Annotated in this window: 25 protein-coding genes, 1 tRNA gene and 2 pseudogenes; 9 read left to right on the top strand and 19 right to left on the bottom strand. The window is 69.8% G+C overall.

What is annotated here, in order from left to right:
• Window positions 1-145: pseudogene (locus ACKVMH_RS05155) on the bottom strand (bifunctional ADP-dependent NAD(P)H-hydrate dehydratase/NAD(P)H-hydrate epimerase); the annotation flags it as partial.
• Between the two features lie 93 nt (window positions 146-238).
• Between ACKVMH_RS05155 and queG the strand changes: the two are divergent.
• Complete coding sequence (gene queG / locus ACKVMH_RS05150) at window positions 239-1,309, top strand: tRNA epoxyqueuosine(34) reductase QueG (RefSeq protein ID WP_412699499.1); 1,071 nt, start codon at window positions 239-241, stop codon at window positions 1,307-1,309.
• A gap of 14 nt (window positions 1,310-1,323) precedes the next feature.
• On the opposite strand, the gene pgi is transcribed toward queG, so the two are convergent.
• From pgi to pcnB, 6 genes are all read right to left on the bottom strand, one after another.
• Window positions 1,324-2,832 (bottom strand): glucose-6-phosphate isomerase, encoded by a 1,509-nt coding sequence (gene pgi, locus ACKVMH_RS05145; protein ID WP_412699497.1) that lies wholly within the window; start codon window positions 2,830-2,832, stop codon window positions 1,324-1,326.
• Between the two features lie 16 nt (window positions 2,833-2,848).
• Complete coding sequence (gene panD / locus ACKVMH_RS05140) at window positions 2,849-3,229, bottom strand: aspartate 1-decarboxylase (protein ID WP_215218202.1); 381 nt, start codon at window positions 3,227-3,229, stop codon at window positions 2,849-2,851.
• Between the two features lie 108 nt (window positions 3,230-3,337).
• On the bottom strand, window positions 3,338-4,186 hold the full coding sequence (gene panC, locus ACKVMH_RS05135) for a pantoate--beta-alanine ligase (RefSeq protein ID WP_412699496.1): 849 nt from the start codon (window positions 4,184-4,186) through the stop codon (window positions 3,338-3,340).
• Window positions 4,187-4,201: 15 nt separating this feature from the next.
• On the bottom strand, window positions 4,202-5,032 hold the full coding sequence (panB, locus tag ACKVMH_RS05130; protein WP_412699495.1) for a 3-methyl-2-oxobutanoate hydroxymethyltransferase: 831 nt from the start codon (window positions 5,030-5,032) through the stop codon (window positions 4,202-4,204).
• Window positions 5,033-5,044: 12 nt separating this feature from the next.
• Window positions 5,045-5,572, bottom strand: coding sequence for a 2-amino-4-hydroxy-6-hydroxymethyldihydropteridine diphosphokinase (folK, locus tag ACKVMH_RS05125; protein WP_412699494.1), 528 nt, complete (start codon window positions 5,570-5,572; stop codon window positions 5,045-5,047).
• Window positions 5,569-6,918 carry a polynucleotide adenylyltransferase PcnB gene (gene pcnB, locus ACKVMH_RS05120; RefSeq protein ID WP_412699493.1) on the bottom strand — a complete coding sequence of 450 codons (1,350 nt, stop codon included), beginning with the start codon at window positions 6,916-6,918 and terminating at the stop codon, window positions 5,569-5,571. Before pcnB ends, folK begins: the two co-directional genes overlap by 4 nt.
• Before the next feature lie 108 nt (window positions 6,919-7,026).
• On the opposite strand from pcnB, the gene ACKVMH_RS05115 reads away from it, so the two are divergent.
• Both ACKVMH_RS05115 and fdxA read left to right on the top strand, forming a co-directional pair.
• A tRNA-Glu gene (locus tag ACKVMH_RS05115) sits at window positions 7,027-7,102 on the top strand.
• A gap of 111 nt (window positions 7,103-7,213) precedes the next feature.
• The gene (fdxA, locus tag ACKVMH_RS05110) at window positions 7,214-7,537 is read left to right on the top strand and encodes a ferredoxin FdxA (RefSeq protein ID WP_215218207.1); all 324 of its coding nucleotides are present in this window, start codon (window positions 7,214-7,216) and stop codon (window positions 7,535-7,537) included.
• 98 nt (window positions 7,538-7,635) lie between these two features.
• On the opposite strand, the gene ACKVMH_RS05105 is transcribed toward fdxA, so the two are convergent.
• The 3 genes and pseudogenes from ACKVMH_RS05105 to ACKVMH_RS05095 all read right to left on the bottom strand — a co-directional run.
• Window positions 7,636-8,160, bottom strand: a complete 525-nt coding sequence (locus ACKVMH_RS05105) for a hypothetical protein (protein WP_412699492.1) — start codon at window positions 8,158-8,160, stop codon at window positions 7,636-7,638.
• A 14-nt stretch (window positions 8,161-8,174) separates the two neighbouring features.
• Window positions 8,175-8,648: a dihydrodipicolinate synthase family protein gene (locus ACKVMH_RS05100; RefSeq protein WP_412699498.1), complete on the bottom strand. Its 474-nt coding sequence runs from the start codon at window positions 8,646-8,648 to the stop codon at window positions 8,175-8,177.
• 60 nt (window positions 8,649-8,708) lie between these two features.
• Window positions 8,709-9,189 (bottom strand): annotated as a pseudogene (locus ACKVMH_RS05095) (dihydrodipicolinate synthase family protein); the annotation flags it as partial.
• 103 nt (window positions 9,190-9,292) lie between these two features.
• Here ACKVMH_RS05095 and ACKVMH_RS05090 point away from each other — a divergent pair.
• From ACKVMH_RS05090 to ACKVMH_RS05065, 6 genes are all read left to right on the top strand, one after another.
• Window positions 9,293-9,964 carry a glycine cleavage system transcriptional repressor gene (locus tag ACKVMH_RS05090; RefSeq protein ID WP_215220340.1) on the top strand — a complete coding sequence of 224 codons (672 nt, stop codon included), beginning with the start codon at window positions 9,293-9,295 and terminating at the stop codon, window positions 9,962-9,964.
• 10 nt (window positions 9,965-9,974) lie between these two features.
• Window positions 9,975-10,448 (top strand): peroxiredoxin, encoded by a 474-nt coding sequence (locus ACKVMH_RS05085; protein WP_215218210.1) that lies wholly within the window; start codon window positions 9,975-9,977, stop codon window positions 10,446-10,448.
• Window positions 10,449-10,554: 106 nt separating this feature from the next.
• Entirely contained in the window at window positions 10,555-11,967 is a 1,413-nt protein-coding gene (locus ACKVMH_RS05080) for a PhoH family protein (protein WP_215218211.1), read from the top strand.
• Window positions 11,968-11,970: 3 nt separating this feature from the next.
• On the top strand, window positions 11,971-12,651 hold the full coding sequence (locus ACKVMH_RS05075) for a YoaK family protein (protein WP_215218212.1): 681 nt from the start codon (window positions 11,971-11,973) through the stop codon (window positions 12,649-12,651).
• 39 nt (window positions 12,652-12,690) lie between these two features.
• A complete protein-coding gene (gene thiD, locus ACKVMH_RS05070; RefSeq protein ID WP_412699491.1) occupies window positions 12,691-13,515 on the top strand; it encodes a bifunctional hydroxymethylpyrimidine kinase/phosphomethylpyrimidine kinase in 825 nt (274 codons plus the stop codon).
• Complete coding sequence (locus tag ACKVMH_RS05065; RefSeq protein ID WP_412699490.1) at window positions 13,515-14,351, top strand: alpha/beta hydrolase family protein; 837 nt, start codon at window positions 13,515-13,517, stop codon at window positions 14,349-14,351. The genes thiD and ACKVMH_RS05065 overlap by 1 nt, the downstream gene beginning before the upstream one ends.
• Window positions 14,352-14,388: 37 nt before the next feature.
• Here ACKVMH_RS05065 and ACKVMH_RS05060 read toward each other — a convergent pair whose 3' ends face one another.
• The 9 genes from ACKVMH_RS05060 to hisG form a co-directional block, all read right to left on the bottom strand.
• On the bottom strand, window positions 14,389-14,910 hold the full coding sequence (locus tag ACKVMH_RS05060) for a hemerythrin domain-containing protein (protein WP_215218215.1): 522 nt from the start codon (window positions 14,908-14,910) through the stop codon (window positions 14,389-14,391).
• A 78-nt stretch (window positions 14,911-14,988) separates the two neighbouring features.
• The gene (hisIE, locus tag ACKVMH_RS05055) at window positions 14,989-15,612 is read right to left on the bottom strand and encodes a bifunctional phosphoribosyl-AMP cyclohydrolase/phosphoribosyl-ATP diphosphatase HisIE (protein WP_412699489.1); all 624 of its coding nucleotides are present in this window, start codon (window positions 15,610-15,612) and stop codon (window positions 14,989-14,991) included.
• Window positions 15,605-16,378, bottom strand: a complete 774-nt coding sequence (gene hisF / locus ACKVMH_RS05050) for an imidazole glycerol phosphate synthase subunit HisF (protein ID WP_215218217.1) — start codon at window positions 16,376-16,378, stop codon at window positions 15,605-15,607. Before hisF ends, hisIE begins: the two co-directional genes overlap by 8 nt.
• A complete protein-coding gene (gene hisA / locus ACKVMH_RS05045; protein ID WP_412699488.1) occupies window positions 16,372-17,184 on the bottom strand; it encodes a 1-(5-phosphoribosyl)-5-[(5-phosphoribosylamino)methylideneamino]imidazole-4-carboxamide isomerase in 813 nt (270 codons plus the stop codon). The genes hisF and hisA overlap by 7 nt, the downstream gene beginning before the upstream one ends.
• Window positions 17,181-17,801, bottom strand: coding sequence for an imidazole glycerol phosphate synthase subunit HisH (gene hisH, locus ACKVMH_RS05040; protein ID WP_412699487.1), 621 nt, complete (start codon window positions 17,799-17,801; stop codon window positions 17,181-17,183). Before hisH ends, hisA begins: the two co-directional genes overlap by 4 nt.
• Complete coding sequence (hisB, locus tag ACKVMH_RS05035; RefSeq protein WP_412699486.1) at window positions 17,798-18,880, bottom strand: bifunctional histidinol-phosphatase/imidazoleglycerol-phosphate dehydratase HisB; 1,083 nt, start codon at window positions 18,878-18,880, stop codon at window positions 17,798-17,800. Before hisB ends, hisH begins: the two co-directional genes overlap by 4 nt.
• A complete protein-coding gene (hisC, locus tag ACKVMH_RS05030; RefSeq protein WP_412699485.1) occupies window positions 18,877-19,962 on the bottom strand; it encodes a histidinol-phosphate transaminase in 1,086 nt (361 codons plus the stop codon). The genes hisB and hisC overlap by 4 nt, the downstream gene beginning before the upstream one ends.
• A complete protein-coding gene (gene hisD / locus ACKVMH_RS05025; protein ID WP_412699484.1) occupies window positions 19,959-21,260 on the bottom strand; it encodes a histidinol dehydrogenase in 1,302 nt (433 codons plus the stop codon). Before hisD ends, hisC begins: the two co-directional genes overlap by 4 nt.
• Window positions 21,257-22,165, bottom strand: a complete 909-nt coding sequence (gene hisG / locus ACKVMH_RS05020; RefSeq protein WP_412699483.1) for an ATP phosphoribosyltransferase — start codon at window positions 22,163-22,165, stop codon at window positions 21,257-21,259. The genes hisD and hisG overlap by 4 nt, the downstream gene beginning before the upstream one ends.
• Window positions 22,166-22,192 lie beyond the last annotated feature (27 nt).

The raw sequence follows: 22,192 nt of genomic DNA, 5'->3' as shown, positions 1-22,192 counted from the left end.
CGACCAGCCCGGCGCCGCACCTCAGCGCCGCCTCGGCCGCCAGCATGATCGCGCCGCCGTGACCACTGTCGCCGCCGATGCAGAGCACGCGGCCGTGGTCGCCCTTGTGGCTGTCGCGCGCGCGCGGCCGCAGCCAGCGCGCGAGGTCGTCTTCGCGCAGGTCTTCCAGCTCGTGCGGGGCGCCAGTCATGGCCGCGATTCTATACTTGCCCCCGCCGTGACCATTCCCCTTCCGACCTTGCCCGACAACTCCACCGGCGCCGACCCCGCGCAGCTGGCGCAGCGGATCCGGGATCTCGCGCGAGAGGCCGGGTTCCAGCGATGTGGCATCAGCGACATCGTGCTCGACGAGGACGAAGGGCACCTGCGCGACTGGCTCGCGCAGGGGCTGTATGGCTCGATGGACTGGATGGCGCGGCACGGCGACAAGCGCTCGCGCCCCGCCGAGCTCATCCCCGGCACGCTACGGGTGATCTCGGTCGGGCTGGACTACGGCCGCCGCGACGATCAGGAGGCCTGGGAGACGCTGGCCGACGGCGAGCGTGCCTACGTCGCGCGCTACGCGCTCGGCCGTGATTACCACAAGCTGATGCGCCAGCGCCTGCAACGCCTGGCCGAGCGCATCGCCGAGGTGGTGGGTCCATTCGGCCACCGCGTGTTCGTCGACTCCGCACCCGTGCTCGAGCGTGCACTGGCGCGCAACGCAGGACTGGGCTGGATCGGCAAGCACACGTGCCTGATCGACCGCAACGGCGGGTCGTGGTTCTTCCTCGGCGAGATCTACGTCGACCTGCCGCTGCCGGTCGACACGCCCGCCACCCCGCACTGCGGCACATGCACGCGTTGCATCGACGTCTGCCCGACCGGCGCGATCACCGCGCCCTACCGGCTGGATGCACGGCGATGCATCTCGTACCTGACGATCGAGCACGAGGGCGCGATACCGCTCGAGCTGCGCGAGCCGATCGGCAACCGGATCTTCGGCTGTGACGACTGCCAGCTCGTGTGCCCGTGGAACAAGTTCGCCAAGCGTTCCGACGAGCCCGATTTCCGCGCCCGCAACAACCTCGACGAAGCCAGCCTGGCCGAGTTGTTCGCCTGGACGGAGGAGGAGTTCCTGCAACGGACCGAGGGGTCGGCCCTCCGGCGCAGCGGCCACCAGCGCTGGCTGCGCAACATCGCCGTCGCCCTGGGCAACGCGCCGACCACGCCGGAAGTGGTTGCGGCGCTGGAGTCGCGTCGGCATTGCGACGACGGACTGGTGCGCGAACACGTCGAATGGGCGCTCGCGCGGCACCGCCCTGCGTAGAGCAACGCGCCCGATCAGCGGCGCAACTGTGCGACCAGCTCGCGCGTGACCGGGTCGTCCGCTTCGCCCTCGCCGCGCAGGGCGGGCATCAACCGGTCGGCAACCTGCTTGCCCAGCTCGACACCGAACTGGTCGAACGGATTGATGCCCCACAGCACGCCCTGCAGGTACACGCTGTGCTCGTACATCGCGACCAGAGCGCCGAGTGACCGGGCATCCAGACGATCGAGCAGCATCACCGTGCCCGGGCGGTTGCCCGGGTAGGCCCGGTGGGGGTCACTGCTGTCCTGGCCGTTCGCAAGCGCCTCGGACTGGGCCAGGAAGTTGGCCAGCAGGGCGGTGGCATTGTCCGGGTGCGCCGCATCGCGGTGGACCACGCCGATCATGTCCATCGACACCGGCTGGGTGCCCTGGTGCAGCGCCTGGAAGAAGCTGTGCTGGGTATCGGTACCCACCCCGCCCCACCACACCGGCACGGTCGACAGGTCGATCACCGATCCGTCGACGCGGACCGACTTGCCGAGGCTTTCCATGACCAGCTGCTGCAGGTAGTTGGGTAGCAGCCGCAGGCGCTCCGCATAGGGCAGCACGGCATGGGTGGAAAGCCCGAGCGCATTGCGGTTCCACACCGCGGTCAGCGCATGCCACGCGGCCAGGTTTTCCCGCGGCGGTGCCTGGAGCACGTGCGCGTCCATCTCCACCGCGCCCTCCAGCAACGCCTCGAACGCATCCATCCCGATCGCCAGTGCGATCGGAAAGCCCACTGCGGACCACATCGAATAACGTCCGCCGACCCAGTCCCACATCGGCAGGATCCGGTCGGGGCCGATCGCGAACGCCGTTTCGGCGCGCGCAGGGTTTGCCGTGATGGCGTACAGGCGGCTGTCGTCGCCCAGCCACTCGCGCAGGATCCGCCCGTTGAGGAGGGTTTCCTGGGTACCGAAGCTCTTGGACACCAGCAGGACCGCGGTGCGCGACGGATCGAGCGCCTGCGTCACCGACCGTGCGGCTGCCGGATCGACGTTGGAAAGAAAGTGGACGCGCACCGGGGCCCCGGGCGCGGCAAGTGCGTCGACCACCAGCCGCGGGCCAAGGTCCGAACCGCCGATGCCGACGCTGACCACGTCGGTGACGCCGCCGGCCTGGATCCGGTCGACCAGTTGCCGCATCCGCAGTCGGGCGTCGGCCGCGAGAGCGGACGCGTCGGCGGCCCGCTGGCCGCTGGACAGGTTGCCGCGCAACGCGGTGTGCAGCGCCGGCCGGTCTTCGGTGCGGTTGACGATTTCGCCGTCGAACAACGCCCGCAACCGGCCCGGCAGGTCGGCCTGGTCGGCGAGTGCGAACAGCGCCGCCAATGCCGCGGCGTCATAGCGCTGGCGGGCGAAGTTGGCGTACAGCGGACCGACGCGCAACGCCAGCGCCGATGCGCGGGCCGGGTCGGCGGCGCACAGCGCATCGATGGGGGTGGCAGACAGGCGCGCGGCGTGCGCGCGCAGCTGCTGGATCGGGGCGGAGGCCGTCATCCTGACGCCTCCCCGATCAGGCCGCCTGGGCCGGTATCGAGTGGTTGGTGTGGGTCAACTTGTTGTCGCCGTCGACATACACCAGGGTCGGCTTGTACCGGGCCGCCTCGACCTCGTCGAACTCCGCGTAGGCGCAGATGATGACCAGGTCGCCCGGCTGCGCGCAGTGGGCCGCGGCGCCGTTGACGGAGATGATGCCGCTGCCTTCCTCGCCACGGATGGCGTAGGTGACGAAGCGGTGGCCGCTGTTGATGTTGTAGATGTGCACCTGCTCGTATTCGCGGATGCCCGAAATGTCGAGCAGGCGCCCGTCGATGGCACACGAGCCTTCGTAATGCAGCTCGGCATGGGTGACGGTGGCGCGGTGGATCTTGGCCTTCAGCAGGTTCAGTTGCATGTCCGGAACTCCGTCCGCGGGCGGCGGGCGATCAGGGTGCAAGTTTACCAGCGCATGGCGCGACGCAACAAAACGCGAGTGGAATGCCGGATGCAGCGATTTCGGCGTTCAGGCGTCGAATTCGAGGTTGTCGATCAGCCGCGTCGTACCCAGCCGGGCCGCCACCAGCGCCACCCGTGCTCCACCCACGCCATCGTCGGGCTCGAGCAGGTCCGGCGTGCGGACCTCCACGTAATCCACCTGGAACCCGGAGGCCCGTAGCCGGCGACGCGCCTCTTCCTCGACCTCCCCGCGCGACCGCCCGGACTGGATCGCCGCGCGCACGCCCTGCAGCACCTGATGGATACCCGCCGCCACGGGACGCTCCTGCGCCGACAGGAACTGGTTGCGCGAACTCATCGCCAGTCCATCGGCCTCGCGGAGGGTCGGCGCGGCCAGCACCTCCACCGGGAACGCGAGGTCGCGCACCATCCGGCGGATGACCGCAAGCTGCTGATAATCCTTGCGGCCGAACACGGCGACGTCGGGCTGCACCTGGTGGAACAAACGCGACACCACCGTCGCCACCCCGTCGAAATGTCCGGGCCGGTGCGCCCCTTCCAGCACCGCGGTCACCACCGGCACCCGCACTTCCACCGCCGCTGCGGCACCGTACGGGTACATCGTGTCGACCGACGGCAGCCACATCAGGTCGGCCCCCGCGGCCGCGAGCCCGTCGCGGTCGGCGTCGGGCGTGCGCGGATACCGGGCGAAATCCTCATTCGGCCCGAACTGGGTCGGATTGACGAAAACGCTGGCCACGACCCGGTCCGCGTGCTCGCGCGCAAGCCGCACCAGTGAGTGGTGGCCGGCATGGAGGTTGCCCATCGTGGGCACGAAGCCAACGCGCAGACCCTCGCGCTTCCAGCCGGCGACCTGCTCGCGCAGCACCGCCAGGTCGGTTACCGACTCCAACATGGATCGCTCCGGTCTTCAGGCATACGAATGTGCGTCGTCCGGGAACCGGCCGTCGCGGACCGCGTCGGCGTAGGCGCGCATCGCCCCTTCCACTGAACCGCCTTCGGCCAGGAAATCCTTGACGAACTTCGGCCGGCGATGGCCGCTGGAAAGCCCGAGCATGTCGTGCAGCACCAGCACCTGCCCGTCGCAGTGCGGTCCGGCGCCAATGCCGATCGTCGGGATCTCGAGCGCGGCCGTGATCGACTCGGCGACCGCGGTCGGCACGCATTCGAGCACCAGCAGTTCCGCGCCCGCTTCGGCAACCGCGGCGGCATCCTCGCGGAGGCGACGGGCGGCCGCATCGTCGCGGCCCTGCACCTTGTAGCCGCCCAGGCGCAACACCGACTGCGGGGTCAGGCCGAGGTGTGCGCAGACCGGGATCTCGCGCTCGACCAGGTGCCGGATCACCTCCAGCTTGTGGCCGGCGCCCTCGATCTTGACCATCCCCGCCCCGGCGCGGAGGAAGCGCGTCGCCGCGTCCAGCGCGAGCGCGCACGACCCATCCGACTGGAACGGCATGTCCGCCACGGGCAGTGCCTGCGACAGCCCGCGGGCCACGCACGCGGTGTGGTACTCGATGTGGTCCACGGTCACCGGCAACGTGCTGTCGTGGCCCTGGACCACCATGCCGAGCGAGTCGCCGATCAGCAGCAGGTCGATGCCGGCCGCGTCGGCAGCCCGCGCGAAGCCGGCGTCATAACCGGTCAGCATCACCAGCTTGCGCCCGTCTCGCTTGGCGTCGCGCAGCTTCGGCACGGTCCACGGCGCGGCGCGCCGCTCGGGTCGTTCAGTCGAGCTGTACATGGGGGTGGCTCGTCAGCGCGCCGCGGAAGGCGGCGGAGCGACATACGTTAGCGCCTCGATGTCCCCGGCCGCCATCGCGGCGAGGGCCTCGCGCACCGGCCCGCGACCGGGAATGGCGGCATCCGGCGCGATCTCGGCCAGTGGCACGAGCACGAATGCGCGTTCATGCAGGTGCGGATGCGGCACGTCCAGGCCCGGGTCGTCGATCGTGGCGTCACCGTAGAGCAGCAGGTCGAGATCGAGGGTCCGCGGCCCCCAGCGATCGGCAGCGGCACCACGTTCACGCCCCGCGTGGCGCTCGATCCCGAGCATCCCGGTCAGCAGTGCCTGCGGTGCGAGCGCGGTGTGCAGCTCGGCCACCGCGTTGATGAAATCTGGCTGGTCGGTGATGCCCCAGGCCGGCGTGCGGTAGAACCCCGAACACGCGGCCACCGACGTCCCCGGCAAGCCGCCGAGCGCCCGGATCGCGCCGACCAGCAGGCCGATGCTGTCTCCGAGGTTGCTGCCGAGGCCGACGTACGCGACCACGGGCGAGCTCATTCGCCGGACGCCACCGGCGTGCGACGGCGACGGCGACGCTTGCGGGGGCGGTCACCGCCCTCCCCGCCGTCGTCGTCATCGGACTCGGCATCGCGCGCCCGACTCTGCATCGCCTCGATATGGTCGGGGTGCTGCTGCGCCTCACGCCAGAACTCGACGTCCTCGGCGTGCTCGTTCGACGCCACCAGCCGCAGGCCGAGGAAGTCGAAGGCCGCGCGGAAACGCGGATGCGACAGCATGCGCATGACACGCTTGCGCTGGCGCAGCGAGAACCGCGACTGCAACAACCAGATCTCCTGCATCGGCACCGAGAACCGGCGCGGCAGCGCGATCATGCCCAGCTGATGCACCGTGACCCGGTCGGCGGCACGGCGCTGGGCCTCCACCGCATGCACGCCCTGCGACTGCAGCGCCATCAGGGCACGGCAGTACGCTGGCCACAGCAGCAGCGCGAACAGGAACGCGGGCGAAACCGGTTCATCGTTGGCCACACGCCGGTCGGTACCCGCCAGGCCTTCCAGCAGCATCCTGCGCAAGGCACCGCTGCGATTGGACTTGAGCGCCTGCGCGGTTTCCGGCAGCAGTGCCGGCAGCAGGCCGTGGCGCTCCAGCCCGAGGAAGCTCTGGACCGCGTGCCCGGACAGGAACAGCTTCAGGCATTCCTCGAACAGCCGCGCCGGCGCGGATTCGGCCAGCAGCGGCGCGAGCACCGGGATGGGGGCCGCCGTCGCCGCCTCGATCTCGAAGCCGAGCTTGGCCGACAGCCTGACCGCGCGCAGCATCCGCACCGGGTCCTCGCGGTAGCGGGTTTCCGGATCGCCGATCAGGCGCATCAGGCGGTTCTGCACGTCCTCGAAGCCGCCGGTGTAGTCACGGACGGAAAAATCCTCGATCGCGTAATACAGCGCGTTGGCGGTGAAGTCGCGGCGGACGGCGTCGTCCTCGATCGTCCCGTAGACGTTGTCGCGCAGCAGGCGCCCGCCTTCGTGGGTCTCGCGGTCACCACTGCCGTCATCGACGTTGGCGCGGAAGGTCGCGACCTCGATGATCTCGCGGCCGAACACCACGTGGGCCAGGCGGAACCGGCGGCCGATCAGGCGGCAGTTGCGGAACAGTGCCCGGACTTCCTCGGGGGTCGCGTCGGTGGCGACGTCGAAATCCTTGGGGTGGCCGCCGACCAGCAGGTCCCGGACCGCACCGCCGACCAGGTAGCCGCCGAATCCGGCGTCGCGCAGGCGGTAGAGCACGCGCAGCGCGTTGGGGCTGATGTCCTTGCGCGAGACGTTGTGCTGGTCACGCGGAATGATCCGCAGCGTGGGATTGGGCAATGGGTTCTGGTCAGGCATCGAGCGGGCGTCGCCGCGTTGGAATTTTTTCAAGGATACCCGTTGCCGGGCGAAACATAGCCCTCTATACTAGCAGGCCGCGCAACGTTGAGAGTCCGGCGCGGATTTGCTCCCTTCGTCTAGAGGCCTAGGACGTGGCCCTCTCAAGGCTAAAACACGAGTTCGAATCTCGTAGGGAGCGCCAAACACCGGAAGCCCGCACAGCGATGTGCGGGCTTTCTTCTTTTGGTGGCCATGGAGCGAATGGCTACAATCCCCTTCCGATCCACGCCGATCCCCCGGAATCCCCCCAACCATGCCCTTCGTCGTCACCGAGAACTGCATCAAGTGCAAGTACACCGACTGTGTCGAGGTGTGCCCGGTCGACTGTTTCCACGAGGGTCCCAACTTCCTGGTGATCGATCCGGACGAGTGCATCGACTGCACCCTCTGCGAGCCGGAGTGCCCGATCAACGCGATCTACCCCGAGGATGACGTGCCGGCGGGCCAGGAAGTGTTCGTGCAGATCAACGCCGACCTTGCCAAGGACTGGCCGGTGATCACCGCCCGCAAGGACGGCCTGCCCGATGCCAAGGAGTGGGAAGGCAAGCCCGGCAAGCTCGAGTTGCTGGAGCGCTGAGCCGCCCACGCCGGCCTGCCGCAAGGGACGCATCAAAGAGCACGGGCGCCGATGCGCCCGTTCTGTTGTTTGGAGTTGGAGGCTGCGGCCGTCGTGGCTCAGTTGCCTGCCAGCGCCGCCTGCAACCGGGCAAGCAGTTGTCCCGGCACCGCGCCGGTCGCCGGCGTGCCGCGCGGATCCACCACCGACACCTGGGCACCGGATTCGGCTTCACTGACGCGGACCAGCAGGTTGCTGCCCTGGTAGTTGACGTCGAACACGCCGAGCAGCTGGGCACGGCTGGCGACGGTCAGGCCTTCGATCGAGGCCAGCGCGGCATCGACCTGCGCGAACACTTCCTCGCGCGTGCCGTTCGCCGTGAAGCCGGCGGCAGTGGCGCCCACGGGTGCGGCATTGCCCGCCGCAGCCACGGTGCCGGACGCGGTGACCGGGCCGGCTGGCGCGGTCGTTGCCCCGGTATTGGGCAGGTCCAGGTCCGGCGGGACTTCCAACGGACGGTTTTCCGGGGCGGCGGCGTAAAGGTCGTCACTGCGGCTGAACCAGCTGCAGCCCGAGGTGGCGACCAGGGTGGCAAGCAGCAGGCTGCCCACGAGAAGGCGCGGTTGGTTCGAGTTCGATTGCATGGGGGACTCTCCGGTCAGTCCGCGACGGCGTCGCAGGCGGTTTCTAGTTCGCGCACGGCCAAGGCGATGCGCGTTGCGGTATCGCGATGGGTGGCCGACAGCGGCTGGAGCGGCAGGCGCAGGCCGTGGCCGATCCCCTGCAACTGCAGCAACGCCTTGACCGGGATCGGGTTCGGCTCGACCCCGAGGAAATCGTTGATCTCGAGCATGCGGTCGTTCCAGCCCTCGGCGGCGTCGCGCTTCCGGGTACGCGCAAGCTCGCACAGGCGACGGAACGAACGCGGCAACACGTTGGACGCCACCGACACCACGCCATCGGCGCCCGACAGCATCGCCCGGCAGGCGGTCGGATCGTCGCCGCTCAGCACCACGAAGGCCTCGTCGCGCAAACCGAGGAGTTCTTCCATCCGGGCGACGTCGTTGCGCGCCTCCTTGATGCCGATGATGCGCGGGTGACCGGCCAGCTCGGCCACGGTGTCGGGGAGCATGTCGCACCCGGTGCGACCGGGCACGTTGTAGAGGATGACCGGCAGCGCNCGCCTCCTTGATGCCGATGATGCGCGGGTGACCGGCCAGCTCGGCCACGGTGTCGGGGAGCATGTCGCACCCGGTGCGACCGGGCACGTTGTAGAGGATGACCGGCAGCGCGCCGTCGTCGGCGACCGCACGGTAATGCGCCACCAGGCCGGCCTGGGTGGGGCGCACGTAGGGCGGCGTGACTACGAGCGCCGCGTCGGCACCCAGCGCGGCGGCGCGGCGCCCCTGCTCGATCGTCTTGCCGGTGTTGGACAGCCCGGTGCCGGCGATCACCGGCACGCGGCCTGCGACATACTCGACGGCCGAACGCAGCAGGGTGTCGAACTCGGCGTCGAACAGCGCGGCCGCCTCACCGGTGGACCCGGCCACCACCACCGCCTGGGTGCCGCCATCGATCTGCGCGTCGAGCAGCCGGCGCCAGGCGTCGAGGTCGAGCTCGCCGTCAGCATCGAAGGGGGTCGCCAGGGCGGTGATGCTTCCTGAAATTCGCAAGTCGGTGCCTTTGGACGCGGGGTGCGCGAGCAATTCGGGGGGATGCGGCAAGCGACACCGCGGAGGCTCCGATGTTACTTGCGGCCTGAAAGCACCGGCAAGTATGCTGGCCGCAGCTCAAGGACCGCTCACGGGCTGTTCGCGACCCGCGGTCCAGTCTTCCGGAAGCCCCGTCCCACGGGCTTCCAGCCAGTCCCTCCTTGCAGGCGCCGCCTTGACCGATTCCAGCACCCGGCCGTCGCCGAACGAAAACCACCTCCTGATCAACGCCTATACGACGCATCCGGAATCGCCCCTGTTGTCGGTGTCGCGGCGTATTGCCGACAGCGGCTGCAACCTGGTCGACGCACGGCTTTCCACGGTTGGACGGGATGTTTCGGTGACCGCGCTGGCGGTGGGTTCGTGGGACGCGATCGCCAAGCTCGAGGCGATGCTGACGCGGCTGGAGCGCGAGGAAGGCCTGAAGCTGATCTGGTACCGCACCGGCGCCAAGCAGGTGCAGTCCAACCTGCTGCCCTACATCGTCGAGGTGGTGGCGGCCGACAAGCCCGGCATCCTGTTCCAGCTGGCCGACTTCTTCGACCGCGAGGGGATCACGATCGAGAGCCTGCACTGCTCACGCTACCGCGCCATGCAGACCGGCGCGGACATGTTCTCCGCCCAGGTCACCATCGGCGTACCGGCGAGCATGCACATCGCCGCGCTGCGCGACGATTTCCTCGAGTTCTGCGATCACCTCAACCTCGACGCCATCATGGATCCGATGAAGTTCTGAGGAGTCTGCAATGCTTGAAACCGGCGACAAGGTCCCAGGCAAGCTTCCCCTGACGCTCTCCGACGAGCGCAGCGTCACCCTCGCCGACTACGCCGGCCGGTGGCTGGTGTTGTACTTCTACCCGAAGGACAGTACGCCCGGCTGCACCACCGAGGGCCAGGATTTCAACGCACTCCTTCCCGAGTTCGAGGCCGTCGGCGCCAGCGTGCTGGGCGTCTCGCGGGACTCGGTGAAATCGCACCGCAACTTCCGCGACAAGCAGGGTTTCGCCTTCGAGCTCGTCAGCGATGCCGACGAGGCGCTGTGCAACGCCTTCGGCGTGATCCGCGAAAAGAACATGTACGGCCGCAAGGTGATGGGCATCGTGCGCAGCACGTACCTGGTCGACCCCGCCGGGCGCATCGCCCGCGTCTGGCAGCCGGTCAAGGTGCCCGGCCACGCGCAGGCCGTGCTCGACGAACTCAAGGCTGTCGCCACGCAGTGACCCCGCCCGTTCCATGCCGCTCCGCCACCCCGCCCTGCGGGTCCGTGGCGGTGCTTTGCCGTGCCCCAGCGTTACCCAGCTGTCCCCTTCCCGACCGGAGCTCGCGATGACCAGAGGCAAGCGGATCTACGTGCTCGACACCAACGTGCTGATGCACGACCCGACCGCGTTGTTCAAGTTCGAGGAACACGATGTCTACCTGCCGATGCAGGTCATCGAAGAACTCGACAACGGCAAGAAGGGCACTTCCGAGGCCAGTCGCAACGCGCGACAGGTCAGCCGGTTCCTCAACGAACTGGTGGAGGCGGCCGGCACTGCCCGGGTGATCGAGGGCATTCCGCTGCTCCGTCCGCAGGGCCTGCAGTTGCGTGGCGCGCAGAGCGCCGGCTGCCTGCGATTCCAGACCGACAACTTCGACGCCGGCCGGCGTTTCGGCGCGGTGGTTCCCGATAACGCGATCCTCGGCGCGATCCTGGCGCTGAAGGAGGCCGAGCCGGACCTGCCGGTGGTGTTCGTCTCCAAGGACATCAACCTGCGCATCAAGGCCGCGATCGCCGGCATCGTGTCGGAGGATTACGAGAACGACCGCGCGCTCGACGACTTCAGCCTGCTCTACACCGGCGCCACCGCGCTGCCGGAGGACTTCTGGAAGCGCCACGGCAAGGACCTCAAGTCCTGGACCGACCGGGGCCGCACCTACTACGAGATCTCGCGGGTCGACGGCGATGAAACGACCGACGGAAGCTGGTACCCCAACCAGTTCCTCTACCTGCCCGGCGAGGAGGAGGCCGAGCTCAAGGTGACGCGCGTCACCGAGGACAAGGTGACGCTGCAGATCGTCGATGACTACCGCCACAACCAGCACTCGGTGTGGGGCATCACCGCGCGAAACCGCGAGCAGAACTTCGCGCTCAATGCACTGATGGACCCCGAGATCGACTTCGTCACCCTCCTCGGCACTGCCGGCACCGGCAAGACCCTGCTGGCGCTGGCCGCCGGCCTGGCGCAGACGATGGACCAGCAGCGCTACCGCGAGATCATCATGACTCGCGCCACGGTCAGCGTCGGCGAGGACATCGGCTTCCTGCCCGGCACCGAGGAAGAGAAGATGACGCCGTGGATGGGCGCGCTGACCGACAACCTCGAGGTCCTGACGCACAACCAGGACGGCGGCAGCTGGGGCCGCGCGGCGACCAACGACCTGCTGGCGTCGCGCATCAAGATCCGCTCGCTCAACTTCATGCGCGGGCGCACGTTCCTGAGCCGCTGGCTGATCCTCGACGAGGCGCAGAACCTCACCCCGAAACAGATGAAGACGCTGATCACGCGTGCCGGTCCGGGCACGAAGATCATCTGCCTGGGCAACGTCGAGCAGATCGACACGCCGTACCTGACCGAGACGACTTCCGGCCTGACCTACGCGGTCGACCGCTTCAAAGATTGGCCGCACAGCGCCCACGTGACCCTGCGCCGCGGCGAGCGCTCGCGCCTGGCCGACTACGCCTCGGAAGTGCTGTAGGCGATGGCCGAGCGGCTGGCCACGTGGGTCTGGGTCGGTGCCGCCGCGCTTGCCAGCGTGGCCGGCATCGTCAACGTGGTCGGCTTCCTCGGCTTCCAGCAGCAGGCGGTCACCCACCTGACCGGCAATACCTCGCTGCTGGCGGCCGCGCTGGTCGGCGGCGATGCCGGCATGGCGTTGGGGCTGGGGGCGATGCTGCTCGCGTTCGTGGCCGGCTCGATGCTCAGCGGGCTGATCGTGCAGGACAGCACGCTGCGGCTCGGGCGCCGCTACGGTGTGGTGCTGACGATCGAGTCGCTGATGCTGCTGGCGGCCGTGCCGCTGTTCCGCCAGCAACACCTGGCCGGGCCGATCCTCGCGGCCACCGCCTGCGGCCTGCAGAACGCGATGGCCACCACGTACAGCGGCGCGCTGGTGCGCACCTCGCATGTCAGTGGGATGTTCACCGACCTGGGCATCATGCTCGGCCACTCGCTGCGCGGGCTGCCACTGGCGCGGCGGCGGCTCGCGCTGTGCTCGCTGGTGATCAGTTTCTTCTTCCTGGGCGGCGTCGTGGGAGCCGTGCTGTATGGCGGCATCGGCTACGCCGCGCTCTATGTGCCCGCGGCGCTGACCGGCGGCACTGGGCTGGGGTACTTCCTCTACCGCCAGTTCACCATGCTTCGCGACACGGAACCTTTGTAGGAGCGGCACGCGGCCGATACGTTCGGCGACAATGCGCGGATGCACAGTTCCGATCCCCGCCCGCCTTCCGCACTCACCATTGCCGGTTCCGACTCCGGCGGCGGTGCCGGCATCCAGGCCGACCTCAAGACCTTCGCCGCGCACGGCGTGCACGGCCTAAGTGCGATCGCCGCGCTGACCGCCCAGCACACGCGCGGCGTGACCGCGGTCCACGTGCCCGACGCGGGCTTCCTCCGCGCCCAGATCGACACCTGCTTCGCCGACTTCCGCATCACGGCGGTCAAGCTGGGCATGCTGGCCAGCGCCGAGGTCAGCCACGCCGTTGCCGATGCGCTTGAAGCCCATGCACCGGCCGCGGTCGTACTCGACCCGGTGATGGTCGCGACGTCCGGGGCGCGCCTGCTGGAACCCGACGCGCTGTCCGCCCTGCGCGAGCGACTACTCCCGATGGCCACGCTGATCACCCCCAACCTGCCCGAGGCCGAGTTGCTGCTGGAGCGGCCGATCGCCGACCTCGACGCCATGCGCGATGCCTGCCACGCACTGCTGGCCCTTGGCGCACGGGCGGTCCTGCTGAAGGGCGGTCACTTGCCGGGCAACGGCGATATCGTCGACCTGCTGGCCGGGGGCGGCGCCATCCACGAAATCCGCCACCGCCGCCTGCCGGGCGAAGCGCATGGAACCGGCTGCACCCTCGCGTCCGCGGTGGCGGCGCGGCTGGCGCTGGGCGACGACCTGCGCGCCGCCTGCGACAAGGCGTCCGACTACGTGCACCGTGCCCTGCTTTCCGGATACCGGCCCGGGTTGGGGCATGTCGTGGTGCTCGACCACTTCGGTGCCGCCGACCGTACCCCGGTGGCGTGATGCAGGCACTGGAACTCCCCGTCTCCAGCGCCGACGGCCACGACGCGGTTCTGGTCGCCAGGATCCCGCAGCGACCACGCGCCGCCGCGCTGTGGCTCCCCGCGCTTGGGGTCGCGGCAAGGCATTACCTGCCGTTGGCCGAGGCGCTGGCCCAGCGGGGCGTGGCCACCTTCCTCCACGAGTGGCGCGGCCACGGCAGCAGCAGCCTGCGTGCCGGCCGGGGCACCGACTGGGGCTACCGCGAACTGCTCGCACTCGACCTGGCTGCCAGCGAAGCCGCGATGGCGGAGGTGCTCCCGGACCCCGGTATCCGCCGCGCGATTGGCGGCCACCGCCTCGGCGGCCAGCTGGCCGCCTGCCGGTTGGCAATGTCGCCTGGATCGGCCCAGGAGCTGTGGCTGGTTGCCAGCGGCGCCCCGTGGTGGCGCGCGTTTCCACGGCCGCTGCGCTACGGCCTGCCTCTCGCGTACCGCTTCCTGCCGTGGCTTGCCCGACGCTACGGCGCCCTGCCCGGCCGGCGGATCGGTTTCGGCGGCAACGAGGCCCGGGGCGTCATTGCCGACTGGGCGCGCACAGCGCTGGGGGGACGCTATGCAGCTGCCGGGCTGGACGTGGATCTCGAAGCCGGGCTTGCCGCCATGACGCACGACGTCCGCGCGGTGGTGATGGACGACGACTGGCTGGCACCGGCGTCTTCGCTTCGGTTCCTGCTGTCGAAAATGCCCGGTACGTCGGTCAGCCCTCTTGAGCTCGACGCCCAGGCACTGGACACGCGCGCGGATCACTTCGCGTGGATGAACCGTCCCGCCGCGGTGGCGGCGGCGCTCGCGGACTGACCCACCCGGCGCCCGCCAGCGCCATCGCGCAAATGGTTCAGTGCCTCACGGCCTTCACCACGCCCTTGATGCCGGCCTTGGCCTTCTCGGCAGCCACCAGGGTCGCGGCCGTATCGGACTGCTTCCATGCCTCGTATTCCTCATCGAGCTGGGCGCGCTCTTCAGCCGTGAAGAGCTGGCGCGCCATCTTGAACATGGTCTTTTCCTCTTCCTTGGCGTGGTGGTCGATCAGTTCGCCAAAGACCTTGGTGCGACCGGCGAACTCGGGCGTACCCGGATCGGCCGCGTGGACCTCGGGGATGATGGTCTGCTCGACGGCGTGGTGCTCGGCCAACGCCTCGGCATGGGTCTGCAGGCCATCACGGTCGGCGCGCTCCTTGAATGCCGGGTAGAACACCTGCTCCTCCCACTTGGCGTGCGGGATCAATGCGGCCTCGATCCGCTCGAGCAGGTCGGTGCGGGTCTTGACCCCGCGGTCGGTGGTGGCCTTCAGGTCGGCGAACAGCCCGCGGAGGGCGTCGTGCTCGTTTTTCAGCGTTGCCAGGATGTCGCGGGCCATGGCCTCAACCTCTCGAACGTGGGGGGGAGGCCAAACCTTCATCCGACGATGGTGGAGGCAACGTGTACGTCCCCCCGGTCAACGGGGCGGCGCGTCCCCGTGCCGGTCCCGCAGCACGCCGACCGCGTCCGCCAGCGACAACTCGCGTGCTCGCAGCAGGACCTGCAGGTGGAACAGCAGGTCGGCCGCCTCCCCCAGCAGCGCGGTGTCGTCCTGGGCGACGGCCGCCAGGGCGGTCTCGACGCCCTCCTCGCCCACCTTCTGCGCGATGCGCCGCACACCATCGCCGAACAGCCGGGTGGTGTAGCTGTCGGCCGACCGCGTGCGGTGTCGGTCGTCGATCACGGCGTCCAGTTCGGCGAGGAAATCCGAAGGCGCCGCCGGGAAGCAACTGCGGCGGTCCAGGTGGCAGGTCGGGCCCAACGGGCGGGCCTGCACCAGCAGCGTGTCGGCATCGCAGTCGGCCTCGACCCCTTCAAGCAACAGGTGATGGCCGGAGCACTCGCCCTTCACCCAGAGGCGGCCGCGGCTGCGGCTGAAGAACGTGACGCGACCCGTGTCCAGCGTTGCCGCGAGTGCGGCCCGGTCCATGTAACCCAGCATCAGCACCTGCAAGGTGTCGGCATGCTGGACGATGGCCGGCAGCAGGCCGCCCTGCTTGTCCCAGGCCAGGCCGGCCGGATCGAAGGGGATGTCAGGCATCGCGCACCTCCACGCCCCGCGCGCGCAGGGTCTGCTTGAGCTGGGGGATCGGCACCGCGCCAGAGTGGAAAACACTGGCGGCCAGCGCGCCGTCGACATCGGCGCGGGTGAACACCGCTTCGAAGTGCGCTGCCTCCCCGGCGCCACCCGAGGCGATCAGCGGCACGCCGCATACACGTCTGGCCGCCTGTAGCTGCTCGATATCGAAACCGGCGCGTACCCCGTCGTGGCCCATGCAGTTGAGCACCACTTCACCGGCGCCCAGCTGCTGGACTTCGATGATCCAGTCGAGCGTGCGGCGCGACAGAGCCTCGGTGCGCGCAGGGTCGCCGGTGAATCGGCGCACCCGCCATTGCCCGTCGGCGTCGCGCAGGCTGTCGATGCCAACCACCACGCACTGGACGCCAAACGCATCCGCCAGTTCGCTCACGAGCGCGGGCCGCTGCAAAGCGGGCGTGTTGATGGACACCTTATCGGCGCCGGCGTGGAGCACCGTGCGGGCATCGGCGACGCTGCGGATGCCTCCGGCCACGCAGAACGGAATGTCCAGCACCCGCGCCACCCGCTCCACCCAGTCGCGGTCCACGCAGCGGTCCTGCGGACTGGCCGTGATGTCGTAGAACACCAACTCGTCCGCGCCCTGGTCGCGGTAGCGCAAGGCCAGGTCGATGATGTCGCCCATATCGACGTGGTCGCGGAAGCGAACGCCCTTGACGACCCGGCCATCGCGCACGTCCAGGCAGGGAATGATGCGGCGGCTCAGCATGGCACCTGCCCCGTGGATGCCTCGGCCGCGAGGCCATCCCGCGCCTGGTCCAGCGCCTCGTCCAGCGTGAACCACCCTTCAAGCAGTGCCCGTCCCAGCACCGCCGCGGCGCAACCGGCCGCCCGCGCCGCGGCGATATCGGCGACGTCGCGGATGCCGCCGGATGCCTGCAGCCGGACCTGCGGCGCGACCTGCCGTAGCTGGGCGTACAGCTCCAGGTTGGGGCCCGCCAGCATCCCGTCACGTGCGATGTCGGTGCACAGCAGGTGGCGCAGGCCGGCATCGGCGTAGCGCCGCAGCAGCGGCGCAAGCGCCGAGTCGCTGGTCTCGGTCCAGCCGGCGGTCGGCAGTTGCCAGCGCCCTGCCCGGTCCTGCCGTACGTCGAGGGCGATCGTGATCCGCTCCGGCCCGAACCGGTGCAACCAGCCAGCCACGCGTTCGGGCTCGCGCACGGCAAGCGAGCCGACGACCACGCGCGCCGCACCGGCGTCGAGCAAGGTGGCGACATCTCCCTCGCAACGCACGCCCCCGCCCGTCTGCACCTGCAACCGGGTGTCGCCAACGATCCGCGCCAACAGCGCGGCAAGCGTGTATCCGCCGGCACGCGCGGCGTCCAGGTCGACCAGGTGCAGCCAGCGTGCGCCTGCATCCGCATAGCGTGCGGCCAGCGCGAGCGGCGCATCGTCGTAGCGCGTTTCGCGGGCGTAGTCGCCCTGGCGCAGCCGTACCGTCCGGCCGTCGCGCACGTCGATGGCGGGCAGCAGGTCGAATGCACCGTCGCCCGGTGCGCGGCCATCGGCACTCATGCGATGGCCTCCGAAAGGAAGTTGCGCAACAGCTGCGTGCCCACCGTGGCGGACCGCTCGGGATGGAACTGAGCACCGAACCGTCGCCCGTCGCCGACCACCGCGGGGAATTCCATGCCGTGGGTGGCCGTGGCCAGCGTCGCCGGCCCCACTGGCGCGGCATAGCTGTGTACGAAGTACGCCTGTGCGCCGTCGTCGATGCCGTGGAGCAATGCGCTGTCACCGATGCGTCGCAGTCGGTTCCAGCCCATGTGCGGCACCCTCACCGCAGGCCGGTCGTCCGTGCCATCGACCGGCACGAGCCGCGCCACCCGCCCCGGGAGCAGACCGAGGCATTCGACGTCGCCTTCTTCGGAGGACTCGTACAGCAGTTGCATGCCCAGGCAGATGCCGAGCAACGGCTGGCTGAGCCCGCGCACCACGTCGACCAGTCCCAGCTCGCGCAGGCGTGCCATGCCCGCCGCCGCTGCACCGACACCGGGCAGCACGACGCGCGACGCGGCGCGTATCACCGCTGGGTCGGCACTCGTGGAGACGCGCGCGCCCAGACGCTCGAACGCGTAGCGCACGGAGCCCAGGTTGGCGCCGCCGGCATCGATCAGGACGACGTCGTTCACAGCAACCCCTTCGTGCTCGGCAGGTCGTGGCCCTCTCGGCGGATGGCCTGGCGCAACGTGCGAGCGACGGCCTTGAAGCAGGCCTCGACCTTGTGGTGATCGTTGTCGCCATGCACCTGCAAGTGCAGGTTGATCCCGGCGCCCTCGCACAGTGACCGGAAGAAGTGCGGGACCAGCTCCACCGGCAGGTCGCCCACCCGCTCGCGCCGGAGCTCGCCTTCGAACACGAAGTAAGGACGCCCGGAGAAGTCCAGCGCCGCCGTCGCCAGCGACTCGTCCATCGGCAGCGTGAAGCCGTAGCGTCCGATCCCGCGTTTGTCCCCCAGCGCCTCGCGCAGGGCCTGGCCCAGCGCGAGTGCGCTGTCCTCGACGGTGTGGTGCTCGTCCACGTGCAGGTCGCCGGTGCAGCGCAGCGCCAGCGCGAAACCGCCGTGCTTGCCGAGCTGCTCGACCATGTGGTCGAAGAACCCCAGTCCCGTCGAGACCTCGGGGTCCGCCGCCCGGTCGAGGTCGACCGTGACCTGGATGGTGGTCTCGCGCGTGCTGCGCTCGACCCGTGCGCGACGCGGCGCATCGACCAGCTCGTGGGCGATACCGGCCCAGTCCCACTCGCCGCCGAACTGTCCGGTGCGCAACTGGAACGGACGCACACCCATATTGCGGGCGAACGCGTTGTCGCTCTCGCGGTCGCCGACCATCGCCGAACGCGCCCAGTCGATGCCACGGTCGCGCAGGTAGGGCATCGCAAGGCCGATGCCCGGCTTGCGGGTGGGCGCGTTGTCGGCCGGCAGGCTGCGATCGATCAGCACGTCGCGGAAGACGATGCCCTGGCTTTCCAGCACCTGCATCATCAGCGCATGCGGGCCGTCGAAGTCGGCCTGCGGGAACGCCTCGGTGCCCAAGCCATCCTGGTTGGTGACCATGACGAATGCGTACCCCGCGTCCCGCAGGCGCAGCAGCGCCGGGATCACGCCGGCGACGAAGCGCAGCTTCTCGTAGCGGTCGATCTGGAAGTCCTCTCGCTCCTCGATCAGTGTGCCGTCGCGATCGATGAAGAGGATCGGGCCTGCGGTGGTCATGCGACGGCCTCCAGCGCGGCAAGCTGGGCGATCACGCGATCGTTCTGGTCCGGCGTGCCGATCGTGATCCGCAGGGCGTCACCGAGGCCCGGGTAGCCCCGCATGTCACGCACGACGATCCCGGCGCCCAGTAGTCGCTCCAGCACGGCGGCGGCATCGGCGAAGCGCACCAGCAGGAAGTTCGCCGATGACGGATAGACGCGCCGGACCTGTGGCAGGGTCGAGATCGCGCGCCCCATCCGGGTCCGCTCGGCGACCGTCATTGCGATGTGGCCGAGCGTGTCCGACCAGGCCGCGTCATCGAGCGCCCGGCAGGCGAGTTCCGCGCAGGGTGCCGGCACCGGATACGGCGACTGGCAGCGCTGCAGCACCTCCACCAACTCTGCATCGGCGACCACGCAGCCGATCCGGGCGCCGGCCAGTGCATGTACCTTCGAGAGCGTCCGCAGCACAACGACGTTGCGTTGCCGCCCGATCAGCGACACCGCCGAGGCGCCCTCCGAGTACTCGATGTAGGCCTCGTCCACCACGACCAGGGCCTGGCCCCTCAGCCGCAGGGCGAGCGACTCGATCGCGGCGAGCGACAGGCGGCTGCCGACCGGATTGCCGGGTGAGCACAGGAACACCAGTCGGGCACCTGCAGCCAGTGCCGCGTTGCCGACCTCATTGAAATCGCAGGCGAAGCCACGCTCACCGTCCACCAGCGGCACGGCGACAACCCGAGCGCCGTGCAGGCGGGCGCAGACCTCGTACATGCCGAAGGTGGGCGGGGTGACCACCACGGCATCCCCGCCGGGCCGGCAGAACGCGCGGACCAGCAGGTCGATGCCCTCGTCGCTGCCGCGGCCGACCAGTACCTGCTCGGGGCGGCAGTCGTAGCGGGTCGCCATGAGCGCGCGCAACGCCGAGGGTTGCGGATCGGGATAGCGACGCACCCGCGCGTCGTCATCGGCCGGGTTGGGCCACGCCGATTCGTTGGCGTTGAGCCACGTGTCGCCGCCAGCCATGCTGCTGCGCGCCGAACGATAACCGGCAAAGCCACGCAGGTCCGGACGCAGGAGTGTCGTCGGTGAAGGGTTCACGCCAGGGCCTCCAGCCGCCGGACGACCGCCAGCCGGTGCGCATCCAGCCCTTCGGCGCTTGCCAGCTCGATCGCGCAGCCCCCGATCGCGCGTAGCCCTTGCGGGGACACCTCCTGCACGGTGATCGATGTCTGGAAGCTGGCAACCGAGAGCCCGCTGCACCAGCGCGCGGCGCCACCGGTCGGCAGCACGTGGTTGGTGCCGCTGCAGTAGTCGCCCAGTGCTTCGGGCGCCCAGTCGCCGAGGAAGACCGAACCCGCCGCGGCCACCCGCGGCAGCCAGCCACGCGGCTCGCGCAAGGCCAGGATAAGGTGCTCGGGCGCGTACGCATTGCTGACCTCGAATGCCTGTTCGATCGACGCCACCCGTACCAGCCGCGAGCTCGCGAGGGCTTGCCGGGCAATGTCGGCCCGCGGCAGGTCGGCGAGCTGCTGCTGCATCGCCGTCTCGACGCTCGCCAGCAGGCCGTCGTCGTCGGTGAGCAGCAGCACCTGCGAGTCCGGCCCGTGTTCGGCCTGCGACAGCAGGTCGGCCGCGACGAACGCCGGGTTGGCGCCGCCATCGGCAATCACCAGCACCTCCGACGGACCGGCAGGCATGTCGATCGCCGCGCCGCCAGTCATCAGTGCGACCTGCCGCTTGGCCTCGGTCACGTAGGCATTGCCCGGGCCGAACAGCTTGTCGCAGGCAGGCATGCCGCCGCGGCCGAACGCCATGGCGGCGATGGCCTGCGCACCGCCCAGCTTGAATACCCGCCGCACGCCGCAATGCGCGGCCGCAAACAGGACCGCCGGGTCCGCGGTGCCGTCCCGACGCGGTGGCGTGCACAGCACCACCTCGCGGCAGCCCGCCAGCCCGGCGGGAACGGCGAGCATGAGCGCCGTGGATGGCAAGGGCGCCGAGCCGGCCGGCACGTACAGACCGACCCGGGCGATCGGCCGCTTGATGCGTTGGCAGACCACCCCCGGCGCCGTCTCCACCGCCGGTGTTTCGCCCGCGCCCACGCGGTGGAAGCGCTCGATCCGGGTGGCGGCCTCGATGATGGCGGCCTTCAGGGCCGGTGTGAGTGCGGCGGCCGCGGCCTCGAACTCGGCGCCGGACACCTCGAAGCGGTCAAGCGCTACGCCATCGAGACCTGCGCCGATCTGCCGCAGCGCTTCATCGCCGTCCGTGCGGATCTGGTCCAGCAGCGCTGCGACGGTCGTGGCGACATTGGCGCCGGTCTTCTGCGCCGGGCGTTGCAGGAGTTCGTCCTGGCCCTGCGCATCGAGTGCATTCCAGTCCACGATCCGGCTCATGCCAGCATCCCTTCGACCGGCAGCACCATCAGCCCGCGCGCGCCCGCCCGCTTGAGTTCCTCCAGCCGCTGCCAGGTGACCGCGCCGTGGCACAGCGCCTGCAGCGCGAGCTCGTCCGCGCCTTCGACCTGCATCACCGTCGGCGCCTCCGCATCGGGCAGCAGCGGCAACAGCGACGGCAGCACCGCGCGCGGTGCCTGGAACAGCAGCAGCTTGCTGTGCCGCATGCGCAGCACCCCGTCGAGGCGGCGCAACAGCAGTGCCGCCAGCTCGCCACGCACCGCGTCGAGCTCGGCCACGGGCCCCGCCAGCACCGCTTCGCTCTCGAACATCGTCGTGACCGGCTTGAGCTGGTTGGCCGCCAGGGTGGCGCCACTGGAGACGATGTCGCAGACCGCATCGGCCTGGCCCAGCCGCGGCGCGATCTCCACCGACCCCGACAGCAACACCACCTCGGCGGCCACGCCCTGATCGGCCAGCCAGCGCGATAGCAATGCCGGATAGCTCGTGGCAATCCGCATGCCGGCCAGCTGCGCCGGTCCCTGCCAGGCCCATCCTTCCGGCACCGCCAGCGCCAGCCGGCAACTGCCGAAGCCCAGCGACCGCCATTCGCGGAACGCGGCGGGGCGATCGTTCGCAGCCCGGTCGGCGCCCTGCTCGGCCAGCACGTTGCGGCCGACCACGCCCAGGTCGCAGACACCATCGGCGATCAGGCCGGGGATGTCGTCGTCTCGCACCAGTAAGAGGTCCACCGGCAGCGTCTCGCCGTAGCAGAACAGGCGGTCGCGGCTCTCGCGCCAGCTCAACCCGCAGGAAGCGAGCAAGGCGCGGGCGGGGTCGGCCAGCCGGCCGGATTTCTGGATCGCGATGCGCAGGCGATCGCGCGCGGGGGGCACAGGGGTCATCCCGGTATTCCTGGTTCGAAAAGGGGG

The sequence above is a fragment of the Lysobacter zhanggongensis genome (assembly GCF_046638635.1).
GTDB classification, from domain to species: domain Bacteria; phylum Pseudomonadota; class Gammaproteobacteria; order Xanthomonadales; family Xanthomonadaceae; genus Novilysobacter; species Novilysobacter luteus.
This window is presented reverse-complemented; position numbering and strand designations above follow the sequence as displayed.